The sequence below is a fragment of the bacterium genome (assembly GCA_024742285.1).
Classification (GTDB): Bacteria; Myxococcota_A; UBA9160; order UBA9160; family UBA4427; genus UBA4427.
In genome coordinates, this window is record JANSYR010000009.1 from 17,913 (window position 1) to 34,186 (window position 16,274).

General features: G+C 69.1%; 16 protein-coding genes and 1 pseudogene. 12 read left to right on the plus strand and 5 right to left on the minus strand.

The features are described from left to right. Nucleotides 1-454 precede the first annotated feature (454 nt). Complete coding sequence (locus NXI30_16640) at nucleotides 455-1,039, plus strand: hypothetical protein (GenBank protein MCR9095851.1); 585 nt, start codon at nucleotides 455-457, stop codon at nucleotides 1,037-1,039. A gap of 20 nt (nucleotides 1,040-1,059) precedes the next feature. Here NXI30_16640 and NXI30_16645 read toward each other — a convergent pair whose 3' ends face one another. Next, nucleotides 1,060-2,040, minus strand: coding sequence for a hypothetical protein (locus NXI30_16645; protein ID MCR9095852.1), 981 nt, complete (start codon nucleotides 2,038-2,040; stop codon nucleotides 1,060-1,062). Nucleotides 2,041-2,119: 79 nt separating this feature from the next. Here NXI30_16645 and NXI30_16650 point away from each other — a divergent pair, with 79 nt between their 5' ends. The 4 genes and pseudogenes from NXI30_16650 (at nucleotide 2,120) to NXI30_16665 (ending at nucleotide 5,213) form a co-directional block, all read left to right on the plus strand. Next, nucleotides 2,120-2,677 (plus strand): NifU family protein, encoded by a 558-nt coding sequence (locus NXI30_16650; GenBank protein MCR9095853.1) that lies wholly within the window; start codon nucleotides 2,120-2,122, stop codon nucleotides 2,675-2,677. After that, nucleotides 2,667-4,262, plus strand: a complete 1,596-nt coding sequence (locus tag NXI30_16655) for a penicillin-binding transpeptidase domain-containing protein (protein ID MCR9095854.1) — start codon at nucleotides 2,667-2,669, stop codon at nucleotides 4,260-4,262. The genes NXI30_16650 and NXI30_16655 overlap by 11 nt, the downstream gene beginning before the upstream one ends. Before the next feature lie 223 nt (nucleotides 4,263-4,485). Then, nucleotides 4,486-4,650 carry a hypothetical protein gene (locus tag NXI30_16660; protein ID MCR9095855.1) on the plus strand — a complete coding sequence of 55 codons (165 nt, stop codon included), beginning with the start codon at nucleotides 4,486-4,488 and terminating at the stop codon, nucleotides 4,648-4,650. A gap of 425 nt (nucleotides 4,651-5,075) precedes the next feature. Next, a pseudogene (locus tag NXI30_16665) lies at nucleotides 5,076-5,213 on the plus strand (prepilin-type N-terminal cleavage/methylation domain-containing protein). A gap of 623 nt (nucleotides 5,214-5,836) precedes the next feature. On the opposite strand, the gene NXI30_16670 reads toward NXI30_16665, so the two are convergent. The 3 genes from NXI30_16670 to NXI30_16680 form a co-directional block, all read right to left on the minus strand. Then, nucleotides 5,837-6,241: a hypothetical protein gene (locus NXI30_16670; GenBank protein ID MCR9095856.1), complete on the minus strand. Its 405-nt coding sequence runs from the start codon at nucleotides 6,239-6,241 to the stop codon at nucleotides 5,837-5,839. A gap of 126 nt (nucleotides 6,242-6,367) precedes the next feature. Further along, nucleotides 6,368-7,624: a PilZ domain-containing protein gene (locus tag NXI30_16675; GenBank protein ID MCR9095857.1), complete on the minus strand. Its 1,257-nt coding sequence runs from the start codon at nucleotides 7,622-7,624 to the stop codon at nucleotides 6,368-6,370. A 108-nt stretch (nucleotides 7,625-7,732) separates the two neighbouring features. Beyond that, complete coding sequence (locus NXI30_16680) at nucleotides 7,733-8,272, minus strand: CPBP family intramembrane metalloprotease (GenBank protein ID MCR9095858.1); 540 nt, start codon at nucleotides 8,270-8,272, stop codon at nucleotides 7,733-7,735. Between the two features lie 113 nt (nucleotides 8,273-8,385). On the opposite strand from NXI30_16680, the gene NXI30_16685 reads away from it, so the two are divergent. The 4 genes from NXI30_16685 (at nucleotide 8,386) to NXI30_16700 (ending at nucleotide 11,230) form a co-directional block, all read left to right on the plus strand. Further along, nucleotides 8,386-8,949 carry a YqgE/AlgH family protein gene (locus tag NXI30_16685; GenBank protein MCR9095859.1) on the plus strand — a complete coding sequence of 188 codons (564 nt, stop codon included), beginning with the start codon at nucleotides 8,386-8,388 and terminating at the stop codon, nucleotides 8,947-8,949. A gap of 2 nt (nucleotides 8,950-8,951) precedes the next feature. After that, on the plus strand, nucleotides 8,952-9,371 hold the full coding sequence (locus tag NXI30_16690; protein ID MCR9095860.1) for a hypothetical protein: 420 nt from the start codon (nucleotides 8,952-8,954) through the stop codon (nucleotides 9,369-9,371). Beyond that, nucleotides 9,371-10,033: a glutathione S-transferase family protein gene (locus NXI30_16695; GenBank protein MCR9095861.1), complete on the plus strand. Its 663-nt coding sequence runs from the start codon at nucleotides 9,371-9,373 to the stop codon at nucleotides 10,031-10,033. Before NXI30_16690 ends, NXI30_16695 begins: the two co-directional genes overlap by 1 nt. 90 nt (nucleotides 10,034-10,123) lie before the next feature. Further along, complete coding sequence (locus tag NXI30_16700) at nucleotides 10,124-11,230, plus strand: S-(hydroxymethyl)glutathione dehydrogenase/class III alcohol dehydrogenase (GenBank protein ID MCR9095862.1); 1,107 nt, start codon at nucleotides 10,124-10,126, stop codon at nucleotides 11,228-11,230. Nucleotides 11,231-11,387: 157 nt separating this feature from the next. On the opposite strand, the gene NXI30_16705 is transcribed toward NXI30_16700, so the two are convergent. Beyond that, nucleotides 11,388-12,143 (minus strand): sulfite exporter TauE/SafE family protein, encoded by a 756-nt coding sequence (locus NXI30_16705; GenBank protein MCR9095863.1) that lies wholly within the window; start codon nucleotides 12,141-12,143, stop codon nucleotides 11,388-11,390. Between the two features lie 153 nt (nucleotides 12,144-12,296). Between NXI30_16705 and NXI30_16710 the strand changes: the two genes are divergently transcribed. The 3 genes from NXI30_16710 (at nucleotide 12,297) to NXI30_16720 (ending at nucleotide 16,154) form a co-directional block, all read left to right on the plus strand. Beyond that, complete coding sequence (locus NXI30_16710; GenBank protein ID MCR9095864.1) at nucleotides 12,297-13,631, plus strand: citrate synthase family protein; 1,335 nt, start codon at nucleotides 12,297-12,299, stop codon at nucleotides 13,629-13,631. A gap of 106 nt (nucleotides 13,632-13,737) precedes the next feature. Then, nucleotides 13,738-15,357, plus strand: a complete 1,620-nt coding sequence (locus NXI30_16715; protein MCR9095865.1) for an exosortase-associated EpsI family protein — start codon at nucleotides 13,738-13,740, stop codon at nucleotides 15,355-15,357. 377 nt (nucleotides 15,358-15,734) lie between these two features. Beyond that, on the plus strand, nucleotides 15,735-16,154 hold the full coding sequence (locus NXI30_16720; protein ID MCR9095866.1) for a hypothetical protein: 420 nt from the start codon (nucleotides 15,735-15,737) through the stop codon (nucleotides 16,152-16,154). Nucleotides 16,155-16,274 lie beyond the last annotated feature (120 nt).

Genomic DNA, 16,274 nt, shown 5'->3' on the forward strand with positions numbered 1-16,274 from the left:
GTGGTTCAATCGATCGGGACGGGACGATCGGTCGCCCCGATGCGACGAACGTCCGGTTGGCGTCCCGTCGCCGAGCATGCGGCGCGGCCCGATGACATCGCGGGCACATCGATCTACGTTGCCCACGTAGCGGATTCGTCGTGCGTGCGAATCCCGCCGGAAGGGATGGGGCGAACCCGTGCGCCGCAGTCGTCGCGATCGGAATGCCAGCTCGGACGAGGTTCGAGCGGGCGCGAGGCGAAGCGAGAGAGGCCGGCTAGGAGCGGCCGCGACCCCGAATCCGACCGCGGCTGCGACGGAGGTTCGGACGGAGGAGCGGCCTTCCGCTTCCGATCGGAACCGCCGCCGCTCCTCGTCGCCCCGTGCGAATGGTGCGCGCCGCGATTCTCGTGGCCGAACCGCGCGGGGCGGAGGCGCCGGTCGCGCGAAAGGGGACGATCGTTTCGTCCTCTACGTGGAAGGGCCGCGGGATCGCGAGATTCTCGAGACCTGGGCGCGTCGGATCGAGCCGGCGGTGGCACGCTGCATCGTCGACCGGACGGTGATCCTGGGTGGGCGCCAACCGGTCCGGGCCCTCGAGGATTTCCGCAAGCGCGGCGGCCACGAGTCCGGTTGGCGCGGGCTGATCGTGCTCGACCGGGACCATCACCTCGAAGACGAAGTGGCCGACTCGGCGCCGGGCGACCTCGCGGCGGAGCCGGGCCTCGAGCTCTTCGTCTGGGGGCTGCGCCACATCGAGAGCTATCTGCTCGTGCCGAGTGCGATCCGGCGCCTCGCCGCGGGATTCGAAGGCGTGGATCAGCTCGATGCGCTCCTGGCGGCCGAGCTCGAGCGGGACCATTCGCTCCACGCGAAGCGGTTCCTCGGGGCTGGCGGCTCCCTTTCCGAGGCCCTCGGGGTGGATCTGCGGGCGGGCGAGATCGCGCGGGCGATGCGCGCCGACGAGCTCCACGCGGACGTGCGGACCCTGCTCGGACGGATCGGCGTGCTCTCGGGCGTCGCCCTGCCGCAGCCCGAGGTCGTGATCCGGCGGAGCTAGGGCCCCGCTCGCTCGCCGACCTAGGGGTCGAGGGCGTCGCGAAGGATCGGGGACTTGACCGACTCGACGTGCCCGCGGGTCTTCCGGAGATCCGAGAGCAGCGCCATCGCGCGATTGAGGAAGAGCACGCCGATCAGGACGTGCATCACGAGGAAGATCACGTTCGTCCAGAGCGCGAAGGCGTAGAGGGACGCCTCGTCGGCGTAGCCGTGGAACATGTTCGCCCACACGATCTCGCGGGTGCCGAAGTTCCCGAAGGACGGAATCATCATCCAGAAGTAGAGGGTCGGGATTCCGGCGAAGAGCGCCGTCCAGTCGATGGCGTTGCCGAAGGCGCGGCTGGCCATGCCCTGGATGAACACGTCGGCGGTCGCGAAGGCCGCGAACACCCAGAAATAGGGAAGCAGGTCGCGCAGGTTCACACGGCCGTCCAGGAAGTCGAGCCGCAGGAGCGCCCAGAGCCGGTCCACGACGCCGAGCGCCCGGGCGATCACGAACGCGCCCACGAGCACCCAGCCGAAGGCGACGACGCCGACGATCACCCCGAACTGGACCTGCGCCCGATCGACGAAGATCATCGCGATGGTCCCCTGCAGGAGCAGGACGAAGAAATGGGCGACGAAGGGCAGGGTCGCCACGGCGACGACGGACTGGAGGGGCGCTCGACACAGCTGCCAGACGCCGAGAAAGAAGGTCGCGTCCGATACGGAGTTGTTCAGGGCGCGGACGAGCTCTGCACCGCCCTTGACCGCGATGATCTGTCGGCGAGGGACCGGCGCCAGGAAGCGGCGGACCATGGAGGCCTGCACCAGCGCCCAGACCAGGAAGAACACGACCTTGTCCACGATCGTGATCGCGATGAAGAGCGGCATGTTCGCCCGATCGGTCGCTTCGGGAATCGCCTGCCAGTCGATCGCGTAGCCGAACACGTAGATCAGGGCGGCCCCGGAGATCACCAGGGGCAGTACGTGGCGGGTGAGGACGACCTTGGTGCGGGACACGCGCGCAGCATAGCCGCTTGCGGGCCCACGGAGGCGGTCTGGTTGGCCGGTAGCCGAGCGGGGTCCTACTCTTCCGCGCATGGATCTCGGTTTTCGCATGCATGCGGAACGGACCCCCAATCCCAACAGCATCAAGTGGGTGCTCGGCCAGACCGTGGCCGAAGGGGTCGCCTCCGCCTCGTTCAGTGACGCCGTCTCGGCGGACGTTTCTCCCCTCGCCTCGCCGATCCTCGCGATCGATGGCGTCGAGGCGATCACCCTCGGACCGAACTTCGTGACCGTGTCGAAGACCGAGGGCGCGGAGTGGACCGATCTCGCGGCGCCGATCGTGGCCGAGATCAAGGCTTGGGCCGGGCGGGACGAACCCGCCCTCGGAGCCGCCTTCGAGCCCCCGCAGGCAGCCGACGAAGACGAGGTGGTCGCGCGGATCCGGGAGATCCTCGAACGGGACGTCCGACCCTACGTCGAGTCCGACGGGGGTGAGGTGAACTTCGCGGGCTTCCGCGACGGGGTCGTCGAGGTCGTCCTCCAGGGCGCTTGCGCCGGCTGTCCGAGCTCGTCGATCACCCTCAAGATGGGGATCGAGGCGCGGCTGAAGGAAGAGATCCCCGAAGTCGAGTCGGTCGTTGCGATCTGAGGGAACTGCAGCCGGTCCGCCGGTCCTTTCGATCGCGCTCCTCTTCCTCGGCTTCCTCGGCCTCGGGCGCTTCTTCGGTCGAAGGCGTCGGATCCGCCGCGCGGCACTGTCCCGGGGCGGTGGCCGCTCGTTCTTCTTCCGAACCGGCAATCGTCGTCGCGGTGGGCCCCGCCTGACGGGATTCGGCCGGCTCGCCGTCGCCGCGAGGACGCCGGCGATCCCCGCGTTCGGCTGGGGCGTCCAGGCGGCCTTCCGGAGCTGGCGGTCGAGCCCGTCCGAGCCTCTCCCGTCGGTTTCTGCCCCCCCGCCCAGGGCGGAGCTCGAGGCCGAGCGCCTGACGGATCTGCCACGCACCCGCGAGCGATTCGAGTTCGCCCGCGCCCACGCGAACCGCTTCGATCCCCAGGCGAATCCGCGCCTCGTCGAGTGGCTCGCGGCGGGCTCCGGTTCACCCCGGGCCGACCTTTCGGGCTGGCCCGACGATGCCCTGCGGGTCGAGTACAGCCTCGACGAGACGCTCACGGCCGACGTCTTCGAGGTGCTGCGCAAGGGCCGCGTCGAGCGCGGGCACGCGATCGTGATCGACCCGCGGACGGCGCGCCTGCTGTCCTACGTATCGACGGATCCCGACGGATTTCCGGCGGAGCGCGCCTACCCCGCCGCCTCGATCGTGAAGGTGCTGTCCGCCGCCGCGCTCCTCGAGGAGGAGTCGAAGGGGGCGGACACCTCCTGCGTCTATCGGGGCAACAAGTACAGGCTGAATCGGCGGCGACTCGACCGGCCGCGATCGGGGCGCGAGTCGGGTCTCGAAGAGGCGCTCGCGACCTCGAACAACCAGTGCTTCTCGCAGTGGGCCGTTCACACGCTCGGGGAGGAACGTCTGCGGTCGACCTTCGAGCGCTTCGGTTGGCTGGCACGGCCCGCGCCCGGACACGAAGCCGGACGAATCGAGCTCGTCGAGTCGCGCCTCGATCTCGGGCGACTCGGGAGCGGCCTCGACGGCCTGCGCGTGACACCGCTCCACGTCGCAGCCCTCACGACGATCCTGACGGATGGATCGCTGCGCGAGCCCTGGTGGGTCGATCGCGTGGTCGATCCCGCGGGCCGATCCGTGGCGTTGCCCGCGCGCGCCGAGCCGCGGACCGTTCTTTCCGAGGCGCGCGCGAAGGAACTGCGGGAGATGCTCGTCTCGACGACGACGCGCGGAACCGCGAAGAGCGCGTTTCGTACCCGGCGGGGGCGACCCGTGCTCGGCAAGGTCCGGGTCGCAGGCAAGACCGGCAACCTGACCGGCCGCGATCCCTACGGGCGCTACGAGTGGTTCGTCGGCCTGGCGCCCGCGGAGGATCCGAAGATCGGAGTCGTCGTGCTTCAGCTCCAGAGCAATCTGTGGTGGAAGAAGTCGAGCGAGCTCGCAGCGAACATCCTGCGCGAGGTCTTCTGTGACCGCAGGACCTGCGAGGCGAAGCATGCCGATCGCTTCACGGGCGACCTGGGGCCGGTCGCGGATCCCCGAAGGCTCTCGGAGCTGGACGTGCCCCTGCGGATCGCCGGCGTGCGAGACGAGACGATCGCCGAGCCCTAGCGCGGAACGCACCTGGGGTTCGCGCCGCGCGCGCGGCGATCGAGTCATCACCGCAAGGCCCGCTATACTCGTGCTTTGCGTTGGTTCGAACCGGACTCGCGCGCTTCGGGGGTGGGCGATGAACGAGTCCGATCGATCGAGACAGGCGTCCCCCGTTGTGACCGCTGCCGCCGGATTGACGGGCGTCTCCCCGTCCCCGAACGCTCCGGAATCGGTGCGCGGTATGGATCCCGCCGATCGCCCCGCCGCCTCGGGCCATCGCTTCGGTCCCGACCTGGCCTGCTCCGAGTGCGGGATCCAGTGGGACGCCCATCAGCGTGAGCCCGCGCCCTGCGGCAAGCAGGACGCCAGCGACGTCTTTCTTCGACGGCCAGCCGTAGAGGGCTAGCGCGTTCGCGCGCGCGATTCCGCTGCTGCGCGAACACTGCGTCCCACTTGCCGCGCGCATTCCGTTCAGCATGAGAGCGGGTGACGTGTTTCGTCATTGGGACTGCCCCACGCCGTCACTTTTCGGCTCCCTGGACACGATTCGGCACCGCCGTGATCTCGTGGCCAGAACGCCTCTCGAAAAAGTTCAGCTTCGAATCCGGACGGCCGATCGGTGATCTGCATGCGGACTTGCGGGTCGCATGGTGGAACCTCTCGGGTCTTCTTCGGAGCTGGCACACCGCTTGCTCTTGGGTAGGTCCGGCGGAACCAGCCCCCTCCTGGACGGGAACTCGGGGAGACCGCAGCCAAACCCTGCACGTCGCAGGGACTCGTTCACTCGAGTGACCTAACAGACCCAGTCAACTCTTTAGGAGAGACACCACAATGAGCAAGCTCATTCGCAAGTCCAAGAAGGGCTTCACCCTCATCGAGCTCATGATCGTGGTCGCCATCATCGGTATTCTCGCCGCGATCGCGATCCCGAACTTCCTTCGCTTCCAGCTCAAGTCCAAGAGCTCGGAAGGCAAGGTCAACATCGCGGCGATCCGCACCGCCGAGGAGTCCTACCTCGCGGAGTTCGGTGTCTACGTCGGCGCGACGGTGAACCCGGCGGCGGACGTCCCCGGCTCGCAGAAGGCTGGCTTCGACACGGGCGGCGGTTTCGACACCCTCGGCTGGAGCCCGGAAGGCAACGTCTTCTTCCAGTACGCGGTCAACGCCCCGTCCGGTGAGAACCACTACACGATCTCCGCGGCTGCGGACATCGATGCGGACGACACGGATCAGTTCTGGGGCTACGTCAAGCCCGACGGTGCTGATGCCACGGTCGCCGGCGTGCACGCTTCGTGCCTCGACTCCGGTGTCGGTGCCGGCCAGAACCAGCTGTCCACGGTTGGTCCCTGCGCCGCCACGTTCGGCCAGTCGGTCTTCTAGTCCGACTCGGTCCTACGACCGAAAAGAAGCGGGGTCGGGCTCACGCCCGGCCCCGCTTTTCTTTTTGGCGCTCGCTGCGGCCCCGAAGCCAGCACGGCCACAGCCCTGAGCGCAAGACGCGGCCAGAAAAGGCCGCCCCGAAGTCAGCTCGCACACAGCCCTGAGCGCAAGACGCGGCCAGAAAGGCCGCGTCGAGAGGCGCGTCGCGCCGACTAGGAAATAATGCGCCCGCCGCCGCCCGGCATGCCGCCCGGGCCGCCCATTCCGCCGGGACCCTGGCCGGGTACGACGATGCGGTTCGCCTCCTGGCGCTGCAGCTCGCGTGCTTCTTCCATGAGACGCTCGACGGCGTCCTGGACAGCCTGCGGGAACGCAGCGAAGGCTGCGGTCAGCGTGTCCGCTTCGATCGGGCAGTTGATCGGGAGCGGGCCGCGCGCAGACATCAGCGTGGTCTCGCCGATGAAGAGCGTCGGGCGCGAGGGGTCGTCGAGCCCCTCCGCGGTCACGGGGGTCAGGCGGCGGATCGAGGCCACCTTCAGATCGCTGAAGGTCTCCTCGCGGTAGAGGTTCTCGGTGTCGACCGCGATGTCGGCCAGCGGGTTGGATTCTTCGCTCACAGGGGTCTCCTCGGTGGACCCCATGTTCGCAAAAGACGGCGCGAAACGCCCGGCATCGGGCGGCTCCGCTCGATCCGCCTCAGTCCTTCGGGCGCGAGACGATCTCCGACGACCGTCCGATGTGCCTCAGTCCTTCGGACGCGAGACGATCTCCGACAGGATGGCGCCGAGGCCGGCCATCTCCCCGTCCTCGAGGGACTCCACGTCCGGGAGACAGGCGACCATCTTCTCGAGCTCCTCGGCCGCCGCGCCTCCGAGGTGGTCGAAGACGAGACCGAAGCCACCCGGCCCGTCGTCGCGCACCACCTCCGCGTCGACGACGAGGGGTTCCGCCGGACTCGGGCTGTGGAGGGCGAGGGTGAAGCGGTCGCCGACGTGGAGATCGGGGTGCCGTTCGATCCGCATGCCGCCGGCGGAGAGATCGCGGCCGATCAGGACGAAGGGTCCGTCGCCGCCTTCCGCGACGATGGAGGACACGAAATGCCCGCGAGCGTGCACTCGGCGATCGCGGGGGTCCTCGGCGGTCGGCGCCCGGGAGCCGGACCCGGCGCTGAGCTCCACCAGGGTCTCCGTGGTCGCCAGGACCGGCGGGTCGGTCTCGTCGTCGAGGGTCAGGTCGGGGAGCGACGGCAGCTGGGCGGCCGGAATCGGCGGCGCCCCGGCGACCGTCGCCGCGTCGAGGGACTGGGGACCGGACGCCCAGTGATTGATCAGCGCCGTGAGGCGCGTGCGGTCGTGCTCGGGCAGATCCGGATCGAAGAGGATCGCGAGCATCGAGCGATCGTCCCCCGATTCGCGGACGAGGCGCCGGACGCTGCCCCGGAGTGCCAGGGGCTCGCGGTCGCCCCAGATCTGGTCGTTCGCCGGGAGGGAGAACTCGATCGGGTCGCCGACCGTGAGGTTGGCGGTCGTCTGGAGCCGGCATCCGCGATTCGAGAGATCGACGAGCACCGTCTGGTCACCGCCCCGGTCGAGCTCGACCGGGGAGCCCACGGCGACGCGCGGATCCTCGCGGCGCTCGCTGCCCTTGTAGAGGGCGCGCGCGATCAGCAGGCGCCAGATCTCGGCATCGGCCGGAAGGCGGATCAAGAGATGGAGGCCACCCCGGCGGAGGCGTCGGCGCATCGCCGGCGAGTCCTCGGCGACGGCGATGATCCGGAGCGGTCGGCCCGGAGCGGCATCCGCCGGGCTGCCCCGCCGTACGCGCTCGACCCGCCGCGGCGTGACGATCAGCAGGTCCCGCGGCGGCGCGATCTCGTCGGGGATCTGTCCCCCGCGAAGCCGCGTGTATCGGAGGCCCTGGTCGTCCAGGACGCGGGCGACTTCGTCGAGCTCTCCGTCGTCGACGAGGAGGATGCCGGGAGGGGTGGAGGCGATGCTCATGGAATCTCCGCTGCTGCGCGCGGTTCTTCGGTGGGCGCAGCGCACGGCTAGGGAATCGTCAGATCGCCGACCCGTCTGAAGTCCGCGGTCCCGTGTCGCCCGGGACGTTCATGGCCGCGCGCTGCGCACTTCCTGCGCGAGGGCTGCGAGTGCGCTGCCGGCGGTCAAGAGGGCCACGCCGAAGACGGACGGGCCCTCGAAGATGGCCACATCCGGGAACGCGACGATCGCCAGCGCTGCGAGATTGCTCGCGCCATGGGCCGCGATCGCGAGGCCCAGGCCCCGGGCCTCACGGAGGGCCGCGAGCTGGAGTCCGAGCAGGAACGCGATCCCGGCCTGCGTAGGCGGTGCGTGCAGCGCGGCGAAGAGGAGCGCGCTGCCCAGGGCGGCCGCGGGGAAGCCGGCGCGGCTGCGGAGCCAGCCGAAGAGCGCTCCGCGGAAGGCGAGCTCCTCGACGGCGGCGAGCGCGAGGGTCCAGACCGCGAGGCCTGCGCCGATTCCGGCCGAGGCCCCACCCCCGCCCGAAGCCTCCGGGCCGGTGAGGAGTCGGGTCCACACGTGATTGGCGGCGACCAGGCCGACGACCTGCCAGAGACCGGTCGCGAGGGCGCTCGCGCGTGCACCGACGATCGGACGGGAAACGGTCACGATCTCGGAAGGGTACCGATCGCGCTGGGAGCAGGCGCGCCGCGGTCCGCCCCGCGCGGCGGCGGAGCGCGAGACGATGGAAGGGGCGAGGGGCCGGCTGCTACGCTTCGGGCGTGTCCCAATCCGAGCTCCGATCGTCGTTGTTGGTGGCGATGCCACAGCTCTCCGACCCCAATTTCCGGCGCGCGGTGGTACTGGTGGTCCATCACGACGCCGAGTCGACCTTCGGCCTCGTCCTCAACCGGGAGGTCGAGCTGACCGTGGACGAGCTCTGCGAGAGCCTCGAGTTTCCGTGGAACGGGGAGCGCGGCGCCGAGGTCGCGTGGGGCGGACCGGTCGAGTCGAATACCGGGTGGCTCCTCTTCCAGGACAGCCTCGACATGGAGGTCGAGGAGGAGCACGTGTCGCGGCTCGAAGGTTCGCTCTGCTTCGCTGGATCGATGGACGTGTTCCGTCAGCTCGCGGAGCGGCCGCCGGCGGATCTGCGGATCTTTCTCGGCTACGCCGGATGGGGCGAAGGACAGCTCGAGACGGAGCTCGCCCAGGGTGCCTGGGTGGTCGCGCCGCTCAGCTCGGACGTCGTGTTCGACGTGCCGAAGGAAGCGATGTGGGATCACGTGCTGCGCGCGATGGACATCGATCCCGCGACGCTGATCTCGACGGCGGGCGTGCACTAGTCATGCGGATCTCGCGCCGCGACAAGTCCTCTCCCTACGAGGTGCGCTGTCCGCGCTGCGACGTGAGCTTCCCGGTCGAGACGCGGACCTGCATCCACTGCGGCGGGCCGACGAGCGACCAGGGCGCCTTCCTCACGATGGAGGACCCCGCCGAGTTCGCGACGTCCGCGGCGCCCGGCGACTACACGATCTCGTCGAGTGCACCCGAGTCCAGGACGTCGAGCGCCGATACGCCCTTCGGCGTGTTCGACGAGGCCGGGATCTTCAAGGACGACTCCCGATCGGAGCCGGTGAACGATCGCGCCTACCAGGAGGAGGCGGAGGCGCCGGGCTTCGTGCAGATGCTCCTGCGCTCCGCGGGCAGCTTCATCTGGATCCTGCTGCTGATCGCGTTCTCCCTCTCGAGGAGCTGCGAGAACTGATGTCGGACGTCGCGAAGCCCTTCGGCGGCCGCCTCCACGGCGTGAGCCTCTCTCCCTACGTCCGGAAGGTACGCGCGATCCTGGCCGTCAAGGGAATCGACTACGAGCTGGTGAACGTGATGCCCGGGGCGATGTCGCCGGAGTTCCTTGCGCTCTCGCCGCTCTCGAAGGTGCCGGTCTGGGAAGAGGACGGATGGAGCGTCCCCGACTCCTCCGTGATCGCCGCCTATCTCGAGCGTCGCGTGCCGACGCCCCCGGTCCTCCCGGAGGATCCACGCCGCATGGCGCGGGATCTGTTCTGGGAGGAATACGCCGACACGCGGCTCGTCGAAGCGGGCGCGCCGATCTTCTTCCAGCGCGTCGTGCGGGCGAAGGTCTTCGGCGAGCAGCCCGACGAGGAGATCGTCCGTCGCCACGTGGAGGAGTTCCTGCCTCCCGTCTTCGACCAGCTCGAGGCGCTCTTCCTGCCGGACGTCGACCCGGATCGGCTCACCCTCGGCGCCCTCTCCGTCTGGGCACCGATGGTGAACCTCGAGCACGCGGGGGAGCCCTTCGACGCGAAACGCTGGCCGGGCCTGGGCGCATTCGCCGCGCGCATGAGTGCCGAGTCCGCGCTCGCCTCGCTGCTCGAAGAGGAACGATCGATGCTGAGCGGCGGCTGAGGCGCATTCGTATACTGCCCGTCCGCGCGGGTCGCGTCGCGGGCACCCCGGGCAACCGGGACACCAGACGAGTACAAGAGGGGAAGAACGATGAAGGTCGAAGCCGCCGTCGCCGTCGAGGCCGGCAAGCCGCTCGAGATCGACGAGATCGAGCTCGAGGGCCCGAAGCAGGGCGAGTGTCTGATCCGGCTGGAAGCGACGGGCGTCTGCCATACCGACGCGTTCACGCTCTCCGGGGACGACCCCGAAGGCCTCTTTCCGGCGATCCTCGGTCACGAGGGGGCCGGTGTCGTCGAGGAGGTGGGGCCCGGCGTGACGTCCCTCGAGGTCGGTGACCATGTGATCCCGCTCTACACTCCTGAGTGTCGTCAGTGCAAGTTCTGCCTCTCGGGCAAGACGAACCTCTGCGGCGCGATCCGCGAGACCCAGGGGCAGGGACTCATGCCCGACGGAACGAGTCGCATCACCTGGCGCGGCAAGAAGATCCATCACTACATGGGGACGTCGACCTTCGCTCGCGCGACGGTCGTGCCGGAGATCGCCCTCGCGAAGGTCCGCAAGGACGCGCCCCTCGACAAGGTCTGCCTGCTCGGCTGTGGCGTGACGACGGGGATCGGTGCGGTCCTGAACACGGCGAAGGTCGAGCCCGGCTCGACCGTCGCGATCATCGGCCTCGGCGGGATCGGCCTCGCCTGCGTGCAGGGCGCGGTCATGGCCGGTGCCGACCGGATCATCGGCATCGACACGAACCCGAAGAAGTTCGAGCTCGCGATGCAGTTCGGCGCGACCGAGTGCGTCAACCCGAAGGACGTGGGCGACGTCGAGGCGCACATCATCGACGCCACCGACGGCGGCGTCGACTACTCCTTCGAGTGCATCGGCAACGTCGAGACGATGGGTACGGCCCTCCGGATCTGCCACAAGGGCTGGGGCGAGAGCGTGATCATCGGCGTCGCCGGCGCGGGACAGGAGATCCACGCGCGCCCGTTCCTGCTGGTCACGGGTCGCGTCTGGCGCGGCACCGCCTTCGGCGGGACCAAGGGGCGCACGGAGGTGCCCGGCCTCGTCGATCGCTACATGAACGGACGGGTCAAGCTCGACGAGATGGTCAGCCGGACGATGCCGCTCGAGCAGATCAACGACGCGTTCGATGCGATGCACGACGGCGAAGTGATCCGAAGCGTCATCAAGTACTAGTCAGTCTCGGCTCGGCCTTCGGCCTCCCCTTCGACCGGGGGGTTCGGTCCGAGGCGGTCTGGGTGGGCGCTCGGCCTTCGGCCGATCGACCTGCCAACGTCGACACGGGCGCTCCCGAGAGGGGGTGCCCGTTCTTCGTTCGGGAACGCGGCCTTGCTCAGCTCGTTGCGAGGGCCGAGACGCCGCTCCAGACGAGACGGAGGGCGACGAGGGTGAGGGCGGCCTTGTAGAGCTGGGTGAAGCGCGCGTCGTCGAGGCGGTGGAGGACGCGGGTGCCGAGGGCGGTGCCGACGATCACGCTGAGGGCCATGCCCGCCATCAACGGGCCGTACTCGAGGAAGCCGAAGCCGGCGATCCCGAAGAGGATCATCTTGGCGACGTGGGTGCCCGCCTGGCAGGCGGCCTTGGTGCCGATCAGCTCGGTGCGGGTCAGGCCGATGCCGAGGAAGAAAGGCGCGATGAAGGGGCCGGTCGCGCCGAGGAGCGGACCGAGGGCGCCTGCGCCCGCGCCGACCAGCGCGAAGCGCGCGCGCTGGCCGACCCGCTCGGGATCGAGGCCGAGCAGCAGCCAGTCCTTCCGCCAGGTCGCGACGATCGTGAAGGCGCCGATCACGAGGCGGAGCACGTCGGCCGGTGCGATCTCGACCAGCGGCAGGGTGAGGGCGCCGGCGGGAAGGAGCAGGAGAAGGAAGGGAAAGAGGAGGTCGCGGCGGACGACCTTGCGGTGAATCACGGCGCGACTCGAGTTCGACGTCAGCTGGACGAGGGCGTGGACGGGGATGGCGACCGCCGGCTCCAGAAAGAGGAGCATGACCGCGAGCAGCATGATCCCGCCGGCCATGCCCAGGACGGCGGAGACGCCGGCAGTCAGGACACTGGCGACACAGAGGATCGCGAACGTCGTCGGCTCCATACGGCGTGGGTCTCCTCGTGCTCAGGGAATCGAACGGGGGCAGCTTGACAAGGACGGCGACATTGATCAAGTTGACGGACACAATCAATGATGAGGAACATGCGCGACGCGATCGGCGTCGATGGATTTCTCATCGTGCGCCGAGATCGACCCATGGAAGAATCCGAAGCCTTTCCGAGCGGCCAGCCCAACGTCGCCGGCCACTTTCCGCGTGAGAGCGAGAGCGAGTTCCTGAGCGCCCGGGAGGCCGCAGCGATGCTCGGGGTCAAGCTCCCGACCGTCTACGCCTATACGAGCCGCGGATTGATCCAGAGTGTCCCCGGCGGAAAGGGGCGCTCGCGGCGCTATCGGCGTCGGGACCTCGAGCGGCTCTGCGCTCGCCGTGATGCCCGGGCCGGGCACGGTCCCGTCGCGGCCGCGGCGCTCCGGCAGGGCGAGCCGGTCATGGACAGCTCGATCACGCTGATCTCGGTCGAGCGCGGGCCCATCTACCGGGGTCGCTCGGCGATCGACCTCGCGAGCGAGGGACGGAGCTTCGAATGGGTCGCCGAGGGGCTCTGGTCCGGGGATTGGAGCGACCGCGAGCTGCCGGAGAGCTGGCAGCCGGCGGGCCTCGGCATCGATCTCGAAGGGCTGATCCGGGTCCTTCCGCCCAAGGCCGGTCCCCTGCCCGTACTGAGCTTCGTGATCCCTCTTCTCGCGTCCCATGATCCCGGGCGCTTCAGCTGGCACCCGGAGGCCGTCCTCGCCCGCGCCCGATTCCTGCTCCGTCGTTCGGCGGCGCTCCTCGCTCTCGGCCAGGAGGGCGCGGATCCGCGGCCCGCGGTCGAGGCCGCCCTCGCGGCGCCGACGATCGCCGCGGCCGTCGGCGCAGCCTTCTCGCTGGCGCTGCGCCCGGAAGAGATCGACGTGCTCGACCAGTCCCTCGTGCTGGCCGCCGATCACGAGCTGAACGCCTCGACCTTCGCGGCGCGCGTCGCCGCCTCGACCGGGGCCGACATCTACGGCTGCATCTCGGCCGCCCTCGCGGCGCTGTCCGGCCCGCGCCACGGAGGGGCGGCGGATCGCGTCGACGCGTTGCTGCTCGAGGCGGGGCCGGCGGAACGGGTCGAAGACGTCGTTCACGACCGGCAGCGCCGGGGCGAGGTGATCGAGGGCTTCGCGCACCCGATCTACGCGCCTCGCGCCGATCCGCGCGGTACGCGATTGCTCGAACTCGCCCGTGGTCTGCGCGGCAACGCCGAGGAGGTCCAGTCGGTGATCGCACTCGTGGACGCGATGCAGCAGGGGGGATTCGGCGGGCCGTCGATCGACGTCGGGCTCGTCGCGGTCGCGCGCGCGCTCGGGCTGCCCGCCGGGACGGCCACGGCGCTCTTCGCGCTCGGTCGGACCGTCGGCTGGGTCGCGCACGCCCTCGAACAGTACGACGCCGGCTTCCTCGTGCGCCCGCGCGCGCGATATCGACAGGACCCCGCAGCGACCGGATAGGAAGCCCGGTAGTCTCCCGCTTCGCGCGCGCCCTCGCCTGCTCCTCCTCGTCGGATGGCGGCCCGCGACCGAGACGCCCCCGTGCCCCCCGGCTCGAGAGGACCGAGTGAGCGATCCCGATAGCGATGACCGCGCGATGGCCGAGGATCCGGTCGAGGAACCGACCGCGCCGGCGTTCTGGTCGACGCCCCGGGCCTGGCTGCTGATCGTGGCGGGTGGGCTGATCGCATGGATCTATCAGCCCCTCTTCTTCCCGCAGAGCGATACGACCCTCGCGCTCCAGAGCGAGGAATTCTTCTTCGAAGCGAACGAGGCCGCCGGCGCGCCCGTCCTGATCCTGACGGCCTGGCTCGTCTATCGCCGCAGCCACCGCCTCGACGTCTTCCGCGCCGGCGGCGCACTCCTGCCCGGTGCCGGCCTCTTCGCGGTCTGCGTGGGGCTCTATGCCTGGGGCCACTACACGGGCGCGTCGGATCTCCAGCTCTCGAGCGTGATCCCGTTCCTCTTCGGTGGCGTCGTCGCGCTCGGCGGCGCCGCAGCGGCGCGTGCGTTCTGGGTCCCGATCGTCTTTCTCGGGTTCGCGCTGCCGATCCCGCCCGTGTTGCTCTCGGCGACGATCTTTCCCGTGCAGCTGATGACGGCGGAATACGCCGGCACGATCCTGAATCTGATCGGCGTGAAGTCCCTCGTTTCGGGCGACATGATCTTCCGTCCCGAGAACCGCTTCATCGTGATCGAGACCTGCAGCGGCGTGCGAACCGTCGTGACCCTCACGATGTTGACGGTGCTGTTGATCGACCTCTTCGAGCGGCGCGGCCGACATGCGGTGATCCTGCTCTTGCTCGTGCCCTTCGTGGCATTCGTGACGAACGGCTTCCGCGTCGTCTCCCTCGTGCTGAACCCGCATTCGTCGGTCGCGTCGATCCACAACCTCCAGGGCATCCTGATGCTCCTGGTCGGACTCACCGGGATCTACCTGCTCGACCTCGCGCTCGAGAAGGCGCTCGGGAGTGGAGAGCCCGGGACGGACCCGATCGCCTACGGGCGCGTCCGCGAGTCGGCGTCCGTCCAGAACGGGCTCGCCGGGCCCGCGCTCGCCGTCGTCGTGGCCGGACTGATGCTGGTGATCCCGAGCGTGATCGTGCCCTACGCGCCGGCCTCGGGTCTCGCGGAGATGCCCTCCGCGTTGATCGATCGTGCCTTTCCGGATGCGCCGTGCAAGGAGATTCCGCCGGACTACGAGTTCCGCGGGAGCATCCGCTACCTCGCCCACCACGACCGGGAGCTCCTCCGATTCGAAGGCGGCCCCCTCAAGGTCTTCCTCGGCGTGGCCAACGAGCCGCTCCGCTCGCACACCGTCCTCAGCCCTCGGCTCGCCTGGCCGCAGTCGGGCTGGGTCCCGATCCAGGACGAGGAGGTCGACCTCGACGAGGACGCTCGGGGCGTGCGGCGGGTCCTGCTCGAGCGGAGCGGTCGCCGCGAGCTCTCCTATTCCTGGTACGTCCGAGCCGGCAGCTTCGCGGGAGAGTGGTTCCGTCAGGCCCTCGCCCTCGATCGATCCCCGCTCGAGCGGGAGGCGCACATGCTCGCGGTCCGGATCACGGTGCCGATTGCGCGGGGCGACACCCGGATCGAGGAGGCGGAGGAGCGGGTTCGGCGCGCCTGGCGCCGACTGGCGCCGCAGCTCGAAGGCTACGCGCCCCTCCGCGTGGGCGATCGAGGGTAATTCCTTTCCCTCGATGGGAAGAATTGTCTCTACTGCGTACTCGTTCGCAAATCGAAGCGCTTTGAAATCAGCCGCTTACGTGTCGACCCGCGCTGGCATGTCGCTTGCTGTGCATAAGGGAGGAGCCTCCCGGGTGGGTGGCTCCCATCGATGGAGAGGTCCAGGAAGTTCATCAAACGAGGTTTGAATCCAGACTCGAGGTCACCCAATCGTCGCCGAATGCTCACTCGGCAGCGTGTATTTCCCTGGGGGAATCGAGTAGGGTTTGGACACAGGGAAGATTCCCCTCAGATGGTGAGAATAATTCCTTGACCTTTCTCGCTCACGATGGCCAAATGGCTTTCACTGGCTCGTACTCTCAAAGGAGAACCCAACCCATGAAGCTCAAGCTCATCATGCTTGCAAGCGTTTTTGCTTTCGGATTCGCGTTCACGGCGAACGCTGGCTCCGTCGTCGACACCGACTCGGACCTCGTTCCGGACGCGTACGACAACTGCACCACGGTCGACAACGGCCCGGGCGAGGCCTCGAACCAGGTCGATTCCGACCAGGACGGCTACGGCAACGCCTGCGACACGGACTACACCGGGGACAACCAGACGACGACGGCCGACTTCGGCGTCTTCTTCCCGGCGTTCACGGGTGCCACCCCGGACCTGCAAACCGATCACAACGGCGACGGTGACACGACGACGGCCGACTTCGGTCCGTTCTTCGCGGACTTCTCGTCCAGCCCGCCGAACCCGCCCGGCCCCTCGGGCCTGGCCTGCGCTGGGACGCCTCCCTGCCTGCCCTGATCGGCTGATCTTCTGGATCGATCGCCCGGGAAGGGTCTCGGGCGGTCGATCCTGATGGAGGGTGCCGTCGTCGACAAAGTGACAATTTCTGCCTCGGAACTTGCCACATTCCCGTCCACG

Excerpts from the sequence above, each read along its gene's own strand:
- NXI30_16650 (MCR9095853.1), top strand. The coding sequence starts at position 2,120 with ATGGATCTCGGTTTTCGCATGCATGCGGAACGGACCCCCAATCCCAAC.
- NXI30_16705 (MCR9095863.1), bottom strand. The coding sequence starts at position 12,143 with ATGGAGCCGACGACGTTCGCGATCCTCTGTGTCGCCAGTGTCCTGACT.
- NXI30_16690 (MCR9095860.1), top strand. The coding sequence starts at position 8,952 with ATGCGGATCTCGCGCCGCGACAAGTCCTCTCCCTACGAGGTGCGCTGT.
- NXI30_16700 (MCR9095862.1), top strand. The coding sequence starts at position 10,124 with ATGAAGGTCGAAGCCGCCGTCGCCGTCGAGGCCGGCAAGCCGCTCGAG.
- NXI30_16660 (MCR9095855.1), top strand. The coding sequence starts at position 4,486 with ATGGATCCCGCCGATCGCCCCGCCGCCTCGGGCCATCGCTTCGGTCCC.
- NXI30_16710 (MCR9095864.1), top strand. The coding sequence starts at position 12,297 with ATGGAAGAATCCGAAGCCTTTCCGAGCGGCCAGCCCAACGTCGCCGGC.
- NXI30_16675 (MCR9095857.1), bottom strand. The coding sequence starts at position 7,624 with ATGAGCATCGCCTCCACCCCTCCCGGCATCCTCCTCGTCGACGACGGA.
- NXI30_16695 (MCR9095861.1), top strand. The coding sequence starts at position 9,371 with ATGTCGGACGTCGCGAAGCCCTTCGGCGGCCGCCTCCACGGCGTGAGC.
- NXI30_16720 (MCR9095866.1), top strand. The coding sequence starts at position 15,735 with ATGAAGCTCAAGCTCATCATGCTTGCAAGCGTTTTTGCTTTCGGATTC.